This window comes from Ferdinandcohnia sp. SAFN-114, from assembly GCF_059415045.1.
On sequence record NZ_JBPFDQ010000113.1, the window covers coordinates 1 to 16,040 of the forward strand.

23 protein-coding genes and 1 pseudogene are annotated in these 16,040 nt (G+C 35.9%); 16 read left to right on the top strand and 8 right to left on the bottom strand.

Translation table 11 applies throughout. The features are described 5' to 3' along the window. The first annotated feature begins 299 nt into the window (after positions 1 to 299). The 5 genes from ACR65M_RS24000 (at position 300) to ACR65M_RS24020 (ending at position 3,572) form a co-directional block, all read left to right on the top strand. Positions 300 to 809 (top strand): hypothetical protein, encoded by a 510-nt coding sequence (locus ACR65M_RS24000; RefSeq protein WP_440274609.1) that lies wholly within the window; start codon positions 300 to 302, stop codon positions 807 to 809. A 233-nt stretch (positions 810 to 1,042) separates the two neighbouring features. After that, positions 1,043 to 1,480: a hypothetical protein gene (locus tag ACR65M_RS24005; RefSeq protein ID WP_116354737.1), complete on the top strand. Its 438-nt coding sequence runs from the start codon at positions 1,043 to 1,045 to the stop codon at positions 1,478 to 1,480. Positions 1,481 to 1,604: 124 nt separating this feature from the next. Continuing rightward, a complete protein-coding gene (locus ACR65M_RS24010; protein ID WP_116354747.1) occupies positions 1,605 to 2,402 on the top strand; it encodes a ParA family protein in 798 nt (265 codons plus the stop codon). Then, the gene (locus tag ACR65M_RS24015; protein WP_116354736.1) at positions 2,386 to 2,658 is read left to right on the top strand and encodes a hypothetical protein; all 273 of its coding nucleotides are present in this window, start codon (positions 2,386 to 2,388) and stop codon (positions 2,656 to 2,658) included. The genes ACR65M_RS24010 and ACR65M_RS24015 overlap by 17 nt, the downstream gene beginning before the upstream one ends. 323 nt (positions 2,659 to 2,981) lie before the next feature. Beyond that, positions 2,982 to 3,572, top strand: a complete 591-nt coding sequence (locus tag ACR65M_RS24020; protein ID WP_116354735.1) for a PBECR4 domain-containing protein — start codon at positions 2,982 to 2,984, stop codon at positions 3,570 to 3,572. Between the two features lie 216 nt (positions 3,573 to 3,788). Here ACR65M_RS24020 and ACR65M_RS24025 read toward each other — a convergent pair. The 5 genes and pseudogenes from ACR65M_RS24025 to ACR65M_RS24045 all read right to left on the bottom strand — a co-directional run. After that, positions 3,789 to 4,432 (bottom strand): annotated as a pseudogene (locus ACR65M_RS24025) (phospholipase D-like domain-containing protein); the annotation flags it as partial. 97 nt (positions 4,433 to 4,529) lie between these two features. Continuing rightward, positions 4,530 to 5,915 (bottom strand): S8 family peptidase, encoded by a 1,386-nt coding sequence (locus tag ACR65M_RS24030; RefSeq protein WP_116354734.1) that lies wholly within the window; start codon positions 5,913 to 5,915, stop codon positions 4,530 to 4,532. Between the two features lie 119 nt (positions 5,916 to 6,034). After that, on the bottom strand, positions 6,035 to 6,346 hold the full coding sequence (locus ACR65M_RS24035) for a hypothetical protein (protein WP_236564802.1): 312 nt from the start codon (positions 6,344 to 6,346) through the stop codon (positions 6,035 to 6,037). A gap of 146 nt (positions 6,347 to 6,492) precedes the next feature. Then, complete coding sequence (locus tag ACR65M_RS24040) at positions 6,493 to 6,840, bottom strand: spore coat protein (RefSeq protein WP_174752363.1); 348 nt, start codon at positions 6,838 to 6,840, stop codon at positions 6,493 to 6,495. Between the two features lie 13 nt (positions 6,841 to 6,853). Beyond that, positions 6,854 to 7,126 carry a hypothetical protein gene (locus ACR65M_RS24045; protein ID WP_034298115.1) on the bottom strand — a complete coding sequence of 91 codons (273 nt, stop codon included), beginning with the start codon at positions 7,124 to 7,126 and terminating at the stop codon, positions 6,854 to 6,856. A 736-nt stretch (positions 7,127 to 7,862) separates the two neighbouring features. Between ACR65M_RS24045 and ACR65M_RS24050 the strand changes: the two genes are divergently transcribed. The 8 genes from ACR65M_RS24050 to ACR65M_RS24085 all read left to right on the top strand — a co-directional run bounded on the left by ACR65M_RS24050 (position 7,863) and on the right by ACR65M_RS24085 (position 12,504). After that, the gene (locus ACR65M_RS24050; protein WP_066229922.1) at positions 7,863 to 8,069 is read left to right on the top strand and encodes a DUF1657 domain-containing protein; all 207 of its coding nucleotides are present in this window, start codon (positions 7,863 to 7,865) and stop codon (positions 8,067 to 8,069) included. Positions 8,070 to 8,147: 78 nt separating this feature from the next. Then, positions 8,148 to 8,603 (top strand): YhcN/YlaJ family sporulation lipoprotein, encoded by a 456-nt coding sequence (locus ACR65M_RS24055; protein WP_116354733.1) that lies wholly within the window; start codon positions 8,148 to 8,150, stop codon positions 8,601 to 8,603. Positions 8,604 to 8,619: 16 nt separating this feature from the next. Next, entirely contained in the window at positions 8,620 to 9,099 is a 480-nt protein-coding gene (gene spoVAC / locus ACR65M_RS24060; RefSeq protein WP_116354732.1) for a stage V sporulation protein AC, read from the top strand. Next, complete coding sequence (gene spoVAD, locus ACR65M_RS24065) at positions 9,099 to 10,112, top strand: stage V sporulation protein AD (protein ID WP_116354731.1); 1,014 nt, start codon at positions 9,099 to 9,101, stop codon at positions 10,110 to 10,112. The genes spoVAC and spoVAD overlap by 1 nt, the downstream gene beginning before the upstream one ends. A 1-nt stretch (position 10,113) precedes the next feature. Next, on the top strand, positions 10,114 to 10,464 hold the full coding sequence (gene spoVAE, locus ACR65M_RS24070) for a stage V sporulation protein AE (RefSeq protein WP_116354730.1): 351 nt from the start codon (positions 10,114 to 10,116) through the stop codon (positions 10,462 to 10,464). A gap of 11 nt (positions 10,465 to 10,475) precedes the next feature. After that, positions 10,476 to 10,682 carry a DUF1657 domain-containing protein gene (locus tag ACR65M_RS24075; RefSeq protein ID WP_136382028.1) on the top strand — a complete coding sequence of 69 codons (207 nt, stop codon included), beginning with the start codon at positions 10,476 to 10,478 and terminating at the stop codon, positions 10,680 to 10,682. A gap of 28 nt (positions 10,683 to 10,710) precedes the next feature. Then, positions 10,711 to 11,571: a DUF421 domain-containing protein gene (locus tag ACR65M_RS24080; protein ID WP_116354728.1), complete on the top strand. Its 861-nt coding sequence runs from the start codon at positions 10,711 to 10,713 to the stop codon at positions 11,569 to 11,571. 258 nt (positions 11,572 to 11,829) lie between these two features. Further along, entirely contained in the window at positions 11,830 to 12,504 is a 675-nt protein-coding gene (locus ACR65M_RS24085; RefSeq protein ID WP_116354727.1) for a DUF421 domain-containing protein, read from the top strand. A gap of 88 nt (positions 12,505 to 12,592) precedes the next feature. Here ACR65M_RS24085 and ACR65M_RS24090 read toward each other — a convergent pair whose 3' ends face one another. From ACR65M_RS24090 to ACR65M_RS24100, 3 genes are read right to left on the bottom strand one after another with little or no spacing between them, the layout of a single operon-like run. Then, on the bottom strand, positions 12,593 to 12,847 hold the full coding sequence (locus tag ACR65M_RS24090; RefSeq protein WP_440274610.1) for a hypothetical protein: 255 nt from the start codon (positions 12,845 to 12,847) through the stop codon (positions 12,593 to 12,595). Next, the gene (locus ACR65M_RS24095; RefSeq protein ID WP_262983996.1) at positions 12,844 to 13,257 is read right to left on the bottom strand and encodes a spore germination protein; all 414 of its coding nucleotides are present in this window, start codon (positions 13,255 to 13,257) and stop codon (positions 12,844 to 12,846) included. The genes ACR65M_RS24090 and ACR65M_RS24095 overlap by 4 nt, the downstream gene beginning before the upstream one ends. Positions 13,258 to 13,283: 26 nt before the next feature. Then, positions 13,284 to 13,562: a spore germination protein gene (locus ACR65M_RS24100; RefSeq protein WP_341333606.1), complete on the bottom strand. Its 279-nt coding sequence runs from the start codon at positions 13,560 to 13,562 to the stop codon at positions 13,284 to 13,286. 551 nt (positions 13,563 to 14,113) lie between these two features. Between ACR65M_RS24100 and ACR65M_RS24105 the strand changes: the two genes are divergently transcribed. The 3 genes from ACR65M_RS24105 (at position 14,114) to ACR65M_RS24115 (ending at position 15,801) form a co-directional block, all read left to right on the top strand. Next, a complete protein-coding gene (locus ACR65M_RS24105) occupies positions 14,114 to 14,701 on the top strand; it encodes a YitT family protein (protein WP_116354726.1) in 588 nt (195 codons plus the stop codon). Between the two features lie 294 nt (positions 14,702 to 14,995). Beyond that, positions 14,996 to 15,433: a hypothetical protein gene (locus ACR65M_RS24110; protein ID WP_031538346.1), complete on the top strand. Its 438-nt coding sequence runs from the start codon at positions 14,996 to 14,998 to the stop codon at positions 15,431 to 15,433. Between the two features lie 113 nt (positions 15,434 to 15,546). Continuing rightward, on the top strand, positions 15,547 to 15,801 hold the full coding sequence (locus ACR65M_RS24115; RefSeq protein ID WP_223254541.1) for a YetF domain-containing protein: 255 nt from the start codon (positions 15,547 to 15,549) through the stop codon (positions 15,799 to 15,801). Positions 15,802 to 16,040 lie beyond the last annotated feature (239 nt).

A 16,040-nucleotide genomic window follows, 5' to 3' on the forward strand; every position in this document is an offset into this window, starting at 1 on the left:
CTTATAGTTGATATACTTAATTCTCTATCAGTCTGCTAGCCCTTAATTTTTTTGTCCAGCTAAGTGTAACCTATCCACAGAAGGCACTTGAAGCAAAGGCAAACTCAATTCTTTACCGGTTAGAAGAGTTTTTAGGTAATGAAGCAACATTTAACATCTTTGCACAAGACCCTCATCCAGAATTAGACTTTGAAAGGTGGATGAAGGAAGGCAAAGTAATTATCTTAAGAATACCGAATCGGAAGTTAGGACCAATACCGACAAGAACGCTAGCACATTGGATAACGCTCAAAGTGTTTATGACAAAGTTACTCATGGATCCAAACGAATCTAAAACTTTTATCGTATTTAATGAACCTCATCAGTATTTGACTGAAGGCTTAAAAAACTTAATGCAAAGGATTTTATTAGAAGGACCTAAATGGAGATTAGCGGGGCTTTTTGCTTTCCACCACTTCAAACTACTAAAACATGGTTTAGACGATGATATTCGTGCTGCAGGAATCAACTGGTTCCTATTTGCCAATGATAACAAAAAGGTATATGAGGATTTAGCAGAACAATTAAAACCGACATTCGATGTTGAAACAGCAATGCAGACAGAGGCTTATCATGCGATTGTCATAACAAGATTTAACGGAAAAAGACAAAGCCCATTCTTAATGAAAGCTCTAGCTCCACCATCCCAACGCTATCCGGAATACGATAATTCGTTTTTAACCAAAAGGCATGCAAGACAATATGGCCGCCATTGGAGGGAAATTGAAAAGATTATCGCACAAAAAGAAGATATGAACTTTGGAACTTAATGAAAAAGTTTAGTGAAACATGCATATTTTCTATGTGGGGGAGCATATGCTTTATTGCAAAGCGCAGCTTGCAAAAAGCGTCTGTGGGGAAATACTGCTCTCTTCTAAAAAGAGAGTATTTTTTATTTCCTTGCGACCTATTTCCGAAATAAGTCTTAACTTGAAACTATATAGAATAAACACTTAAATGCTCCCATAGATTTTTATAAACCAAAAGTACAGGGGGTTATAGGGTGGTATGGAATAAAATTGATAAGATAAAAAAGGAACAAGAGAGAGAAAAATGGCACAGAGAATGGAATATGTTAGAGAAGTTTTTACAAACGTTCTTTTCACTATATCCGGTTGAAACGATAAAAGATCGTCTAATCAAAAGTGCTGAGAATAAATACGGTTTAGATGAATTTAGAACAGAGTACAGAACTAGTGATGCACAATTGGATAAGGAGAAAGATGAATTTATTAAAATAACATATGAAGACGATAAACCAATTATCAATTTGTCTGTCGAATGCTTATTCTGCCTTCATAATAATAAAGAATACCTTTCTACAACGCCTACTTACAAAAGAATAAAAAAAGCAATGAAACGAGATTTCGATATTAAAACAGATGGTAGAACGGAATATGGGGATTTCACATTAAGCTTTTATAAGGTTTATAGGTATTAGTAGCACTCTCTTTTAGAGGGTGTTTTTTTTGTGTGGTGGTGGTTTTCATTTCTTATCAAAACAGTTAAAATATAAGACAATGAAGAAAAGAAGAAAACAACGTTGGAAGATTGGAGGTTTAGATATGGCAATTACTATCACAATGGGAATTCAAAAAGGTGGATGTGGTAAATCAACAACAACTGGGATTCTTGCGCATTTACTAAGCAGAGACGGTTATAAGGTGCTAGCGATTGATATGGACTCACAAGGTAATTTAACTGAATTACTGGCTGAAAAACCTTCTAATGATTTTCTAGGTAAATCTGTACTAGAAGCAATGCAACATAACAACGTAAGAGAATACATATATCCGATAAATGAAAAGTTAGACTTGCTCGCAGCAAATAACTTTCTTGCTACATTCCCTAGATGGATCTATACAGGTAAAACGTATCAAGGAGAGAGTATTCCCTTTAAAGGAAGTCCAAGTTTAATATTGGACAAAACCCTAGAACAAGTCAGTGACGAATATGATTTCATTGTAATAGATACACCACCTTCATTGAGTGAACAAACGACTAATGCATTATGCTCCAGCGATTACGTTATAGTGATGTTTGAATGTTCAAATTGGTGTTATTCTGCAGTACCTAATTTCATGGATACAGTAGAAGGAGCTCGTGAGTTTGGAGAAAAAGGTGTAGAAGTTTTAGGGATCTTAAGAACAATGAATGATGTACGTAGAAGTGACGCAAAAGCATTTAATGAATTAATTGCAGAAGATTATCCAGAAGAAGTATTTGATACGATCATTACAAGGAGAGCTCCTACAGGTCGCTTAGCGTTGTATGGATTTAATAAAAATGCGGAAATAAGACAAGCATTAGAACAATACGAAGATTTTTATAAGGAGTTGTTGAGCCGTGTCGAAAGTAAATGATATTAAAAATAAAATGCGTAGTCAAAAAACAATAAGTCCAACTTTTGCATTAAACGAAGAAGTAGGGAATGAAGAAAACAAAGAAGAAATAAACGTTCCAAGAAAAGAAGAAAAGAAGATAGAGAGAAAGCGCGTGTCATTCGATTTACGCACCGATCTGCACAAGGAATTAAAGATGCAGTCCTTATTACAAGAGAGAAATATCTATATATTGATAGAAGAGGCATTAGAGAAATATCTAGACGAATTAAAGTAAAATTCGAAGGAATTTACGAAAAAACGTAGCTATTTCGTGAAAATGTAACTGTGCGTTACGAAAAACCATGATTTTCCCTTGTATATTATCGCCGATTTGGCTATAATAAGTTTGAGGATGAGATTATATCCGGTGTAGACGGGTGGCTCTACACTCCCGCGTAGGGGACGATAAAGATACTACGATATATCCAGTACGGGGATTCCTTCCTGGTACCGACCACCTTATTTTTTAAAAATTTAACAAATAATGTCGAATTTAAAGTATAATTGACCTTGGGCTTGTTTCCAGGGTCAATTTTTCGTTTTAGGGGAAATTAAGAAATGTTATCAGTTACAGATTTACTTACGATACAGAAAAAACCAAATATAAAAGACGTTTCCCTTCAACTATTCCAAGAGTTTTACAAGGAACATTTATGTGGAAGAGTTTTTCATTTTGAATTAGATGATACCGATAGACCATCGATTAAACTGCGTTTCAAAGAAGAAAACCTGTGTCACTTATTAGGGATTCAATACATAGTGGCTAAGCTTAAAAATAAACATGAGTATGCTGGTAAAACAGGTTATCAAAAGCTAGAAAATGGAACGCTCACTTTTGACTTTTTGAAAGCTACAGATAGGACATGGTTCAAATCAAAAAGAAATCGAATGCTGTATTTTCCATTTGTACATCAAATTGTTCAAAACCCAACAGTAATTGTCTTTTCAAATGACGGTTTAAACACAAATCTTGATGTTGATATTATTCTCTATAACCATTTAGATAATACATATTTGCATTTGGGATTGGATAAAGATCCAGATTCAGATTACTATTATCCAAAGAGTTTTTACGACCGCAAGAAAGATGACCATATATCAGGAAGAGTGCAGCTACCTGTTAAACATATTAATATAGAGATTGATTAGGCTCCCATTTCGGGAGTCTTTTTTTATTTTATAGTAATTTTTTATGATTTTTATAATTCAACATAAGATAAATTATGTTGAATTATGAATTCCTAAAATCCTATTAAAATGAAGTCTTGGGATTGTGCTAGTCAGTTTTTGAAAAAACATTATTTAATAAAAAAACAACATTGGAAGAAAAGAAGAAAACAACGTTGGAGGATTGGAGTCGTGACTGCCACCAGTAAAAGCTTCCTTTCCGTCGACCGTGACAATCTTACAATGATCCCGATAATTCCAATTAGATAAAATCCAGGGAAAGCGTAAAGGAAATATTGTCCGGCATTCTATCCCTGCTTCCACCATCTGAAGGATTTTTTTCGCGGGAATTTTTTACTCCCCCAACCATCTCTAATAAAACGAACCCGAACTCCATTTACTGCTTTTTCAATCAGCAGTTCTGTGATGCGATTACCTATTTGGTCATTCCGATAGATGTAATATTCCAGATCAATGGTTTTTTGGGCTTTTTGTAGGGATTCGATGAGTTGTTCATATTTTGCTATTCCATTGTTTAGTACGTGGACTTTGCCGACTCGAAGCCCGCCTACAGTAAAATACCTTAAAGCATCGGCGATTATCGATGCTGAATCAGTATATGTATCAGGTAATTTATCAGACTCATTATGAGAAGAGGTCAATCTTTTCCGATGAATAATCTTGGGATTTGATGTGCTAAGATATAGCCAGAAACCAATGATAGGCAAAACAAGGACGATTATTATCCAATTCAAAGCCTTGGCAGGACGACGAACTTCCCAAATAGCTATGAATAACATAAAGAACGTATTTAACAGGTATAGATAAAAAATCCACTCCAACTAAAATTCCCTCCTTAGTTTTTCCATTATCATGTACAAACAATGTACACCATGTAGAAGTTTTATAACAACGAAAAGCAACGGTTTCAAAAAGGGATTATTGCCTTTTGCTTTGGGCATCTTCCAATCCATTCTTTACATTAATTAAGCCACTACCAAATTCGTGATCAGTTCCAGGGATTCCTAAATCATAAGTAGAATTCTTAATAATGTCTATTACTTCTTGGTTCGTTAAATTAGGGTTTACTGAAAGCAAAAGACCTGCTAGTCCTGCTACATGTGGTGAAGCCATAGAAGTACCTGAAAGGGCAGCATACTGCTGGTTAAAATAGGTGCTCGGAATTTGAACTCCGGGAGCTGCAACATCGATATAATCTCCATAATTTGAGAAAGGGGCACGTTGTCCGGTGTAACTTACGGCGGCGACACTTAGAACCTTAGAAAAAGCAGCTGGATAGCTCGGCTGCATAGTATTTTCATTTCCTGCTGCAGCAATCAAGACAACATTTTTACTGTATGCATAATCGATTGCCCCTTTTAAAAGGGAAGAATGCTGATAATTGCCTAAACTCATATTAATGACATCGGCTCCATGATCCACTGCCCAAAAAATCCCTTTTGCTATATCAAAGGTCGTCCCATGCCCTTCGGCACCCATTGCTTTTATAGGCATAATTTTGTTATACCAAGTGATGCCTGCAACACCTTCATGGTTGTTTGTTTCTGATGCAATGATTCCTGCTACATGGGTGCCATGCCCGTTGTCATCATCAGGGAAATTATTATTCAACAGTACATTATAACCATTTGTAATTCGTCTTCTCAAATCAGGATGGTCCAGATCAACGCCAGTGTCTATAACAGCAATAATGATATGTTCATCCCCTTTGGTGATATCCCAGCCTGCTTCTGCTTGAATTGCCGATAAGTTCCATTGGTATTGTTCTCTATATAGCAAATCATTAGGAAGTCCAATTTGATTTTGCAGATAAAGATAATTGGGTTCAGCAAATTCAACCATAGCCTGTCTGTTAAAATATTCAATAAGTTCCTTGGTCGAAAGCGTATTAGAACGAAATACAATCGTAGAATTTAGCTTTTTAATGATAGTGCCATTTATCTCCTGTGTTATCCTTTTTATTTCCTTTGTTGAGGGAAGAGTCTTGAATGTAACGTTTACTTCTTTCTTAATATAATGACTCTCAGTTTTTTCATTGTGTTTAATTAGAAAAACGGAAGGATCATTTTTTAATTGATTCTTGATGGTTTGACCCATGGAAAGGCTGTTTATTTGAAGAACATTTTTTTCGTTTTCAACATTTTGGACATTGGTTATAGGGGGATTAAATTTGTTTTTGACAGCAACTGTTTTATTTTCGGGATTCTCTTTGTTTCTTGTATTTGGTACTATGAATAATAACCCTATGGATAGAAGAATAAGTACGGAAACAGTAACCAATAAGGACTTTCGTAATTTTGTCATGAGACACCTCTATAAATTTGTTATTAGAAAATGCTGCAATATTAGTATTAAATTTCTTATTAACATCCTTGAATCTTGATACATAAAGAACACCGTTTGAGAACAAACGGTGTATAAACTTATTCATCAATAGTATCTGGATCTGTTGCGTCTTCAGGATCTTCAATTGATTCTTCTGTATCAGGGGTGACATTATGTTCATCAATAGTATCTGGATCTGTTGCATCGATCGGATCTTCAATTGGTTCTTCTGTATCAGGGGTGACATTATGTTGATCAATAGTATCTGAATCTGTTGCGTCGATAGGATCTTCAATTGGTTCCTCTGTCCCTGGAGTTACATCCTCCGGTGGTGGATTATTATCGTCATCTCCATTATTACACCCTAATAACAAGAAAATTGAAAGAAAAACCGTTGATAAAAGTTTCATCCACTTAAGATTCATCTTACCGCCGCCCTTTCGAATGTTGTAAATTCTAAATTATTTTCTAGGTTGGTTAACAACTAACCAACCTTTTGTCTCGCATAACTATTGTTGTTTTACCTAGAGTTTATTCTTCTTGAACACGTGTTCTTTTATTGTATTACATTACCTCTATATGGATCTTGACTTTGCATGTAGTTAGAAAATTGCTGAACCGATTGTTGAATAGTTTGTGGAGTTTCTTTTTCCAAACCGTACCATCCGTTTTTAAACATTAAGTTATATAGATTGCGGTGACAGTCTTCTGTTTCTTGGGAAACAGACGCTATTGTACGATACAACGATTCATGGCTAGCTTCTTTTAATGCAGTCGAGTATGAGGAAGATATATATTTTTCCGTAGTTAAGGCATCGTTTAGAAAATCTCTATCGTTCATTTGCGGCGTCTTAGGGACTGGTGTTTCAGGATTTTTAATCCTGTTTGGAGTATTATTTTCCACTATAGTTTCCTCCTTATTGATTCATATTTTGTGAAGGTTGAGTTACATACTGTTGCATCTGTTGAAGCAGCTGTTGATAGTGTCGATCATGCATTTGTCCAGCTTGTTCAAGTGCTGCTCTTACTTCGGGATTTTGACATTGTTGAGCGAAAAAATGCATTTTCTTCATCGCAAGTAAATTCCAGCTTAACATATCGTTTACATAGAGATGATCCTTTGTTGACATTATTTCAGGCGGTTGTGTCATTAAAGCTTGTGCTTGTTGATTATTCATACCCGTCTGCATTTGTTGCATGATGTTTCCTCCTTGTTAACAATGTTGTAATCACTTTAGGTAGATTGCCACACAGCGGTCAAAAATATGCAGGTATTTTAGACTAGTTTTAAAGCCCCCCCACCTCTAGATAGCATTAAATACTCCCCACCTATACGCAGGTGGGGAGTATTTGTGGCTAAACTAAATATTAATTTATCCTATTCCAGACCCTGTTTAAATCTAAGGGGACATAGACTTTATCACCATGAATTTCCTTATGTATGATAGGATTGGTAAAACTTTGATCCAAATAATTTTCAATTATTTTCTTATGTCTAGCTCGTGGTTTTGTTCCTAAAATATTTTCAGTATAGTCCTTGTACATTACTAATGTATACCTCGCTTTTTTCACCATTTTCTTGTTTATTGAAAAAATATTAATGAGACAAACAAATTGTAAAATACTCCATTGACAAGTCCTTCACTGTGTTTGAAAAGGAATTCCCTGCAATGTAACAATTTCCAAGACACATAGTAACTACGAATAAATTTTCTGTATTTTAATCCGTTTATTAATAACTTAATTGTCCATTTTCACTATCCTCCTCTCATCGCTTTTTCTTACATGTGTATCTTTTCCAAAAGCAGTGGAAAATTACATAATCTAAATTTTTAAATATTTAAAGTCTGATAAAATTCAATGAATAAAAATCTTTTTATACTGCAATCTAATAAAGGTCAAAATAAAATATAGGAGGTGTTATTCATGACAGTCATCAGTGACGTTAAAACAGCTTTAGCCGGATTAAAAAGCGCTCAAGCTAGCTTTGAAACATTTGCTCTTAGTACAGATAATGAACAAGCAAAGCAACTTTATCAAGATGCTGCTACCCAAACCCAATCTGTTATTGATAATGTTGAACCACGTGTTCAACAAATCGAACAAGAAGAACCTCAATACAAACAACAATAATGAGTATGGCGAAAAGGTTGGTTGAGAGGCCAACCTTTTTTTAGCATCCCAATACTGGTAATACATGGAGGTGATTTCATGAAAGTGAAAATGTTATTTTTCATTTTAATCCTTATCGGAATGGGTTCAGGGTGTAACGGAAACGATAATCAGGTAGGTGAGAAAAATCATTCGAGTATTTCACAAATACATACAAGTAAACCAATTGAACAATCTGTTTCTAATCATGCTAAAGAAAAGATTATTACCAAGGAAGAAATTTCGGATGTAAAGGCAGTAAATACAAATAAGGAGCTTTTAGTAGCGGTAAAAGTCGAAAATTTCAACCGTTTCCGTTTAAAAAATATCGAGAAGTCAGTAAAATCTGACTTGGAAGGAATGTATCCAGATTATAAAGTATTTGTGTCTAGTGATAAAAAAATGTTCTGGGAGCTTGAAAAAATCGAACAAAAGTTACAACAACATGATACGAATAAGAAGAACCTGAAAAAGGATTTGAACAAACTGAAAAGTCTTATGAAAGAACAAACCTAAGAGGAAGGGTAGAGTTATGTCTAACAATCAAAAGAAAAAACTCACTCCTGTACAACAGGAATACCAAAAGTTGCAAAAACAACGAGAAATCAAAAGACCTGTTGTTCAAAATTGCATAAAGGCCTTTTTAACCGGTGGCCTTATTTGTCTGATTGGTCAGTTTATTACAGACTTTTACATTTATTATTTTGATTTTACTGAGCAAACGGCAGGAAATCCGACGGTAGGTACGTTGATTTTTATTACGATGCTTCTCACTGGTTTTGGTGTATATGATCGAATGGCCCAATTCGGAGGTGCTGGAACAGCTGTACCCGTAACAGGATTTGGAAATGCGGTGATATCACCTGCCATTGAGCACCGATCAGAAGGATTTGTTCTAGGCGTAGGCGGTAATATATTTAAATTGGCGGGGGCGGTAATTTTATTTGGTGTTTTTTCTGCTTTTGTCATTGCGCTCATTAAAACCATTTTAATCAAGTGGGGTGGTTTATAATGCTTACGGGTTATCGGACTTGGATTTTTGAACAAAAGCCTGTCATTATCTCCACTGGAACCGTTGGTGGACCATTTGAAGCCAATGGTGCTATCCCAGATGATTTCGATACTCTTCATGCTGATTTATGGCTTGGGCAGGATTCCTATGAGAAAGCACATAAAATCCTTTTTGAAGAGGCTTGCCAAAAAGCCATGGAAAAAGGGGGCATACAAAAGGATCAAGTTCAATTTATCCTAGCTGGGGACTTAATCAATCAAATCACCCCAACAAGTTTCGCTAGCAGAACGATTGGAGCGCCTTATTTTGGCTTATTCGGTGCTTGCTCTACCTCGATGGAAGGACTGGCTCTAGGTGCTTATATTGTAAATACAAAAGGAGCGAAATATTTGTTAACAGGAGCTTCCAGTCATGATACAGCTGTTGAAAAACAATTTCGGTATCCAACTGAGTATGGTGGACAAAAGCCACCTACGGCACAATGGACGGTTACTGGTGCAGGCGCAGCCCTATTAAGTGATTCTGGGGAAGGACCTCATGTCACATCTGCCACAATTGGTCGTGTAATCGATATGGGATTGACAGATCCATTTAACATGGGAGGAGCTATGGCGCCAGCTGCGGTTGATACCATTGAAGCCCATTTAAAGGAACGAAATGTTGAGCCATCTTATTACGATTTAATTGTAACCGGTGACCTTGGGCAAATCGGACAGGAAGTGTCCATGGATCTATTTAAAAAGCATGGAACTCCTATTAGTGAAGAACAATACCAAGATTGTGGCCTTATGATTTATCGGGAAGGACAACCCGTTCTTGCAGGGGCAAGCGGTGCAGGCTGTTCAGCAACGGTAGTTTATGGGCATTTATTAAACCGCATGAAAAAAGGTGAATTTAAACGAATGTTAGTTGTGGCTACAGGTGCTTTGCTTTCACCGTTGTCCTTTCAGCAAAATGAAACGATTCCTTGTATTGCACATGCGGTATCGATTGAATATGGAGGTAAACAATAAGATGACCTATTTTTGGGCATTTGCAGTAGGTGGTTTGATTTGTGTGATTGGACAGATAATGTTTGATGTTTTCAAACTTACACCGGGACATACCTTAAGTACCCTAGTAGTAGTGGGGGCCATTTTAGATGGGTTTGGTTTATATGAACCGTTGATTGATTTTGCTGGGGCAGGGGCCACCGTTCCGATTACAAGTTTTGGAAATTCGCTTGTTCATGGTGCGATGCAGGAAGCAGAAAAACATGGGTTAGTTGGTGTACTGACAGGAATGTTTGAAGTAACTAGTTCCGGTATTTCAGCTGCCATTGTTTTCGGCATGCTAGGAGCTTTACTTTTTAAACCAAAAGGATAAGGAGACTTAGGATGACAGTAGGATCAGATGTTAAACAGTGTTTTGCCAGTCTAAAGGGGGTAGAAGCAAGTCTGTCAATTTTAGCATTACGGACTCTTGATGATGAATCGAAGCGAACTTTGCATGAGGCTATGATGGTCGTACATGAAGTAACGAAAGATTTAAAAAAAAGAGTAGGAGAACTAGAAGGAGAGGAATTTCAGTACAAAGGTTTCTAGAAAACTATATTTACAGGGGGTGTAAGAGGTGCCTGAATGGTTAGATATAGCTGTACGCTCAGCATTATTTGTTGCTGTTTTATTTTTAATTACAAAATGGTTAGGGAAAAAGCAAATTTCCGAACTATCTTTCTTTGAATATGTCACAGGTATTTCAATTGGAAGTATTGGTGCAGAAGTAGCTATGGGGCTTGAACGGAATATTTTTCACGGAGTCATTGGAATTGTCATCTTTGCTGCTATCCCCTTTTTCGCTGGTTTAATTTCCTTAAAAAGCAAAGGTTTTCGTAATTTTATAGAAGGGAAAGCAACTGTATTTATCAAAGATGGAAAAATCATGGAAGATAATTTAAAAAAAGAAAGATACACGATAGATGAATTATTAGCATTACTTCGTAAGAAGGATGTTTATCAAGTAGCTGATGTCGAATTCGCTGTATTAGAGGCAACAGGAGATTTATCCGTCATGTTAAAAAAGGAGAACCAACCTTTAACAGCAAAAGCCTTAAACTTATCCGTCCCTTCCATCAAAGAGCCTCAAACTGTCATTATGGATGGTGTTATCATGGATGAACCACTAGCTACAATTGGAAGAAGTCGTGCATGGTTACATACAGAGTTAGATAAATTAGGGGTTACGGTAGAAAATGTTTTTCTTGGACAAGTTAATTCCTATGGAGAGTTAACAGTTGACCTGTTTGACGATCAATTACAAGTCGCATCTCCTCAAGAAAGACCTTTAATTCTTTCGACCATGAAAAAGTGCCAAGCAGACTTAGAGCTGTTTGCTCTTGGAACCGAATCAAAAGAAGCTAAGCAAATGTATAGTAAAAATAGTGAAAAACTACAAGAAGCTATTGATAAAGTGATGCCTATTTTAAAAGGATAATGGTTTATTTCGCTATCTTGGATGATCTTAAGACACATAACAAAAAAGTAGTACCATTTTTTTATATAATATCATTAAGTCGAATCTTGAAAATAAAATCTTTGGAAAAATATTTTTTTTAAATTGATTAGAGGGTGCTTAAAATATTAAAACATTACTGGTTAACTTTCTCTGTTAATTTTTGTCTGTATAGTCAAAGAGATGAACATCCTTAGTCTGACTTCAGACTAAGGTGATTTTTCCTAAGAGGTGTTAGAAGTGTCTATTTTTTTAGTTAAATTAATTTTTATATATATTGTTTTTATTGTAGCCATAAAAATTTTAGGGAAATCAGCCCTAGCGCAACTTACCCCTCACGATTTTGGAGCGATTCTTTTTTTATCTTATTTAGCATTTGGGTCCATTAAAGTAAATGGAGTAACAAAGGGGATTATTGGAATCATTGTTATAACGGGCGTTCACTTAGTTATATCAAAATTAAGTTTATTAAATTGGTTAAACCCTTTTATTATGGGAAAACCGACTATTTTAGTTAAACATGGAAAAATTGTATATAAAAATTTAAGGAAAAATAGATATCCTTTATCTGAGCTGTTGTCAAGTTTAAGAACAGCAAGATATCCAGATATTCAAGATATTGAATATGCGATTTTGGAAGCAACAGGTGAAATCAGCATTTTACCAAGGAAAGAATTAGTTCCTGTTACTCCAAAGGATTTACATATGAAAGTAGAATACCATGGATTCCCAATAGCTGTTGTAATTGAAGGGAAAGTTCAGAAGCGTAATTTAAAATTAATCAACAAGAATGAAGAGTGGCTTAAGCAAGAACTAAAGGCAAAGGGATATCATCAAATTAAAGATATATTTTACGCTTCTGTTAGAGATACCGACCATTCACTAAACATTAACACATTTGATATTAGCGACTAATCTTAAAACGATTTCCCCTCCCTATATTAATCCTAGAATGGCAGAGATTTGTCCCCAGTTTAAGAGTTGTTGTGATGTACTGTACAAATCATTTGCCGCCTCCGTAAACGAGGAACCTTCGCCTTTGCCCACCCAAACCGGGGGCTGCTCCGCTTTTTGCTGTCCCTCCAGCTTGGCCACCTGTCGAGAAATCAAGCAATTGCACATACAAGGTGTATTGGCCATCGACATAGTCTATTCCAACAGCCGTAGCATAATTCATGTTTTGCACTTCATATCTGCTCCAGCAACCGGTAAGGGTGAGAAGAAGGAAAAGTGCAACCATACTTTTATATCTCCTCATTTATGCCTGTCCCCTTGCCTTGTAGAATCTCGTGTCTTCAATATGTCCGGTCGAGTGTTTCGCCATGGCCAAGGTAATCGAAACAAAGCGTTGGCCAAGTCTTTAAATGGAGGTGATATTGGGGCCAAGTAAGGCAAGCCGCATGAACGCAACGAGGCTAAATGGCTGAGCACAATAAATAATCCAAGAAAGAAGCCATAAATGCCAAGCGTGGCAGACAGAATGAAAAGAAAAAAGCGTAAGGTACTAATCGTTCCAGCCAATGATAGGCTCGATAAAGTTGAACCAAAGATTTGTGTAATTGCTCCGATGACAACGATACCTGGGGATAAGAATCCAGCACGAATGGCGGCATCCCCCAGGATAAGTCCTCCTACAACCGTTACCGTGGAGCCGACCGCAGAAGGCAATCAGATACCAGCTTCCCGCAGGATTTCTAAGAAGAGAAGTGCAATAAACATTTCAACTGCCACATCAAAAGGGATTCCCAACCGGTTAATCCCCAAAGTGGCAAGTGATAATAGGGCAGCTGATCTTGATGATAGGAAAGAATGGCAACAAAAAATGCAGGAAGCAGTAGCGATACGGACAAGCCAAGTAAACGAAGCGTTTGACCAAATGTAGCTGCCAAAGCAGTAAAGTGGATATCTACGGGTGCTTTCACAAGCAAAAATAAATTGGCAGGCGCAATCAACGCAGCCGGTGTACCATCCACAAGTTCACGGTAAAGTCTGCTCTGCCTGTATACCCCATCAATTTATGAAATTGATTCGGGTATATGTATATATAGAAAGTTTTTCTTCAGCCGTTAAATTTAAAAACGCTAGGAAATTTTTTCAACTAAATATTCTGCTACAAATGATGTAAATACTCTAGAAGGAAGTCGTGATACCTATTCGTTAGTAGGGAAAGAGCAGAAGTATCAAAATCGTATTTATGTTATCGCCTAGTGTAAAATAAAGGGAGTAAACTGGGAATGCACCTATATTGCAAAAAAACATATATTATAATTGAATAAATTTAAGTTCTATCTGCAAAAACTGCCTCACCTCGGGTAGTTTTTTTGTATCATTAATAGACATTTTCCTTTAAACAGGGTTACTTGACCTACAAGGGCTAGGGTTATTAGTTATCGTTTTTTTGCGCTTATGTTGCGTCTACTTGCACTTCAGAAGTTATATTCAGTGAAGTAAAAGTTGTCTATAATGCTAACGTTTTTGGCATATACATAGAACACGTCCATTTAGACAGGAGAGTTCTTAATAAATGCCATATTTTATGAAAGCAGTTGCTATTCTTGTAGGCAGCATGTCAATAGCTTTGGGAATAAATACTTTTTTAATACCAAACAAAGTTTTAGATGGCGGAATTATTGGCCTAGGTTTAATTATTAGTTATTTATTAAATACAAACGCCGGGTTCACGATAATGGTATTGAGCATCCCCATTTTTGCTCTAGCTTGGTTTAAGTATCGTTCATATTTTTTTAATAGTTTGCACGGTATGCTTTTATCATCATTTTTTATTGACCTTTTTCATAACGTTAATCAAGTTCCTATAAAATTTTCACCAATTCTTAGTTCATTTACAGGTGGTGTATTCATTGGTTTTGGCATTGGTCTTATGCTTCGCTTCGAGACAAGCACAGGTGGAACAGATTTACTAGCCCAGTACTTTTCTGAATTCATTAAAATTAATGTTGGGATCATCATTCTCATTATGGATGTTTTTGTTATTTGTCTTGGGGGTTTATTCGTTTCAACAGAAACTTTCTTTCTTTCGGCTATAACTATTTCATCTGGTGGAATAACTACAAGCCTTTGCACTTGGAATTTTAAAAGCAATGATTATTGACCAAGTAATTCCAATTAATAACAATTAGGCAACTGTCTAGTCATTGGACAATCGCGGAGCATATGATGAAATTGTTAATATCAAATAGGTAAAAATCATTAACAAGGATGCTTTAATAAAAGGTTTGTGTCATTTTGAATAATTTACTTTTGATAAGTCTATTATCAATTACCGGGGGCCACTTACCTTTTCATAACCAGAAGCATTAACGAAATTTACCTATTTGTACTTTTAAACATGTCGATTGTTTTTTGAATATTATGGATGAAAATTATGGTCGGGAGATGAAGAGGAATGGAAGAAGTAGAAGAAATACAATATCGTGAAGAGTTGCTGGAATGGTGTGATAACATTTATTTGCATTGGGAAAGAATGAAACCAAGGTTTTCAAAATTATTTGATTTGAAGACCTTAGAGGAATGGGAAGAGTCATGTCGTGGGTTGAAAGAAAAATTACAGATAGATACAGAAGCTGATCTTGATGAATATCACACAGCAAAAAACTTATATGAACAGTGGGAAATGTTGTATGGAGAATCAATAAGTGGTAAAGAAGACGTTAATTCCGATGTGAGGGAAGGTGTGGAGTTGTCCACTCAATCTGATCGCGAAATCGAATTGTCGGATCGGGAAAGTGATAAAGAGGACGAACTTATACAGGTGACAATTAATTTGGAAATACCGAGACAGGATTTAAGGAAAATTTTATTAGACTATAAAATGGAAGTCTAGCCATCCCAAATAGAGAGGGGTCAATGGCCTATTTGTAATTCGTATAGAGAAAACGCCAAACCCTAAGTTCAAGGTGTTGGCGTTTGTTCATTTTTTACTCTTTATAAATAGTTATTTACACAACACTATTATTAAATTCCAAGTATCAAAAACCAGACAAGCAAGATCTCAATCTTCCAGAAAGTCCAGTAGACGTCCCAACATCGTTAATTATAGATGGGGAAATTTTATGGGATAATTTACATGAACTCGGATTTGATCAACAGTGGTTAGATAACCAATTAACTACTAATGGATATAATAATGTAAAGCGTATACTCTATGCAGATTGGCGAGAGAGTGAAGGCATACATGTAAGTCCTAAATAAAATTTGTTAGGATAAGAGCACATCAATTTTCTTGATGAATATAAACTTTAGTCTTCAACAATCAAGCGCTTTAATGAAGTAACTAAAGCCTAATTTTTCACTTATAACACCGAGAAATTAGACTTTTTATATTTTGATATCCTTAACGTTGTAAATCCGCACTTATCTTAACTTAGATGTGAGAACTATTAGAATATCAATGGTTCTCACATCATTTACATATATTCGATGTAAAGGTT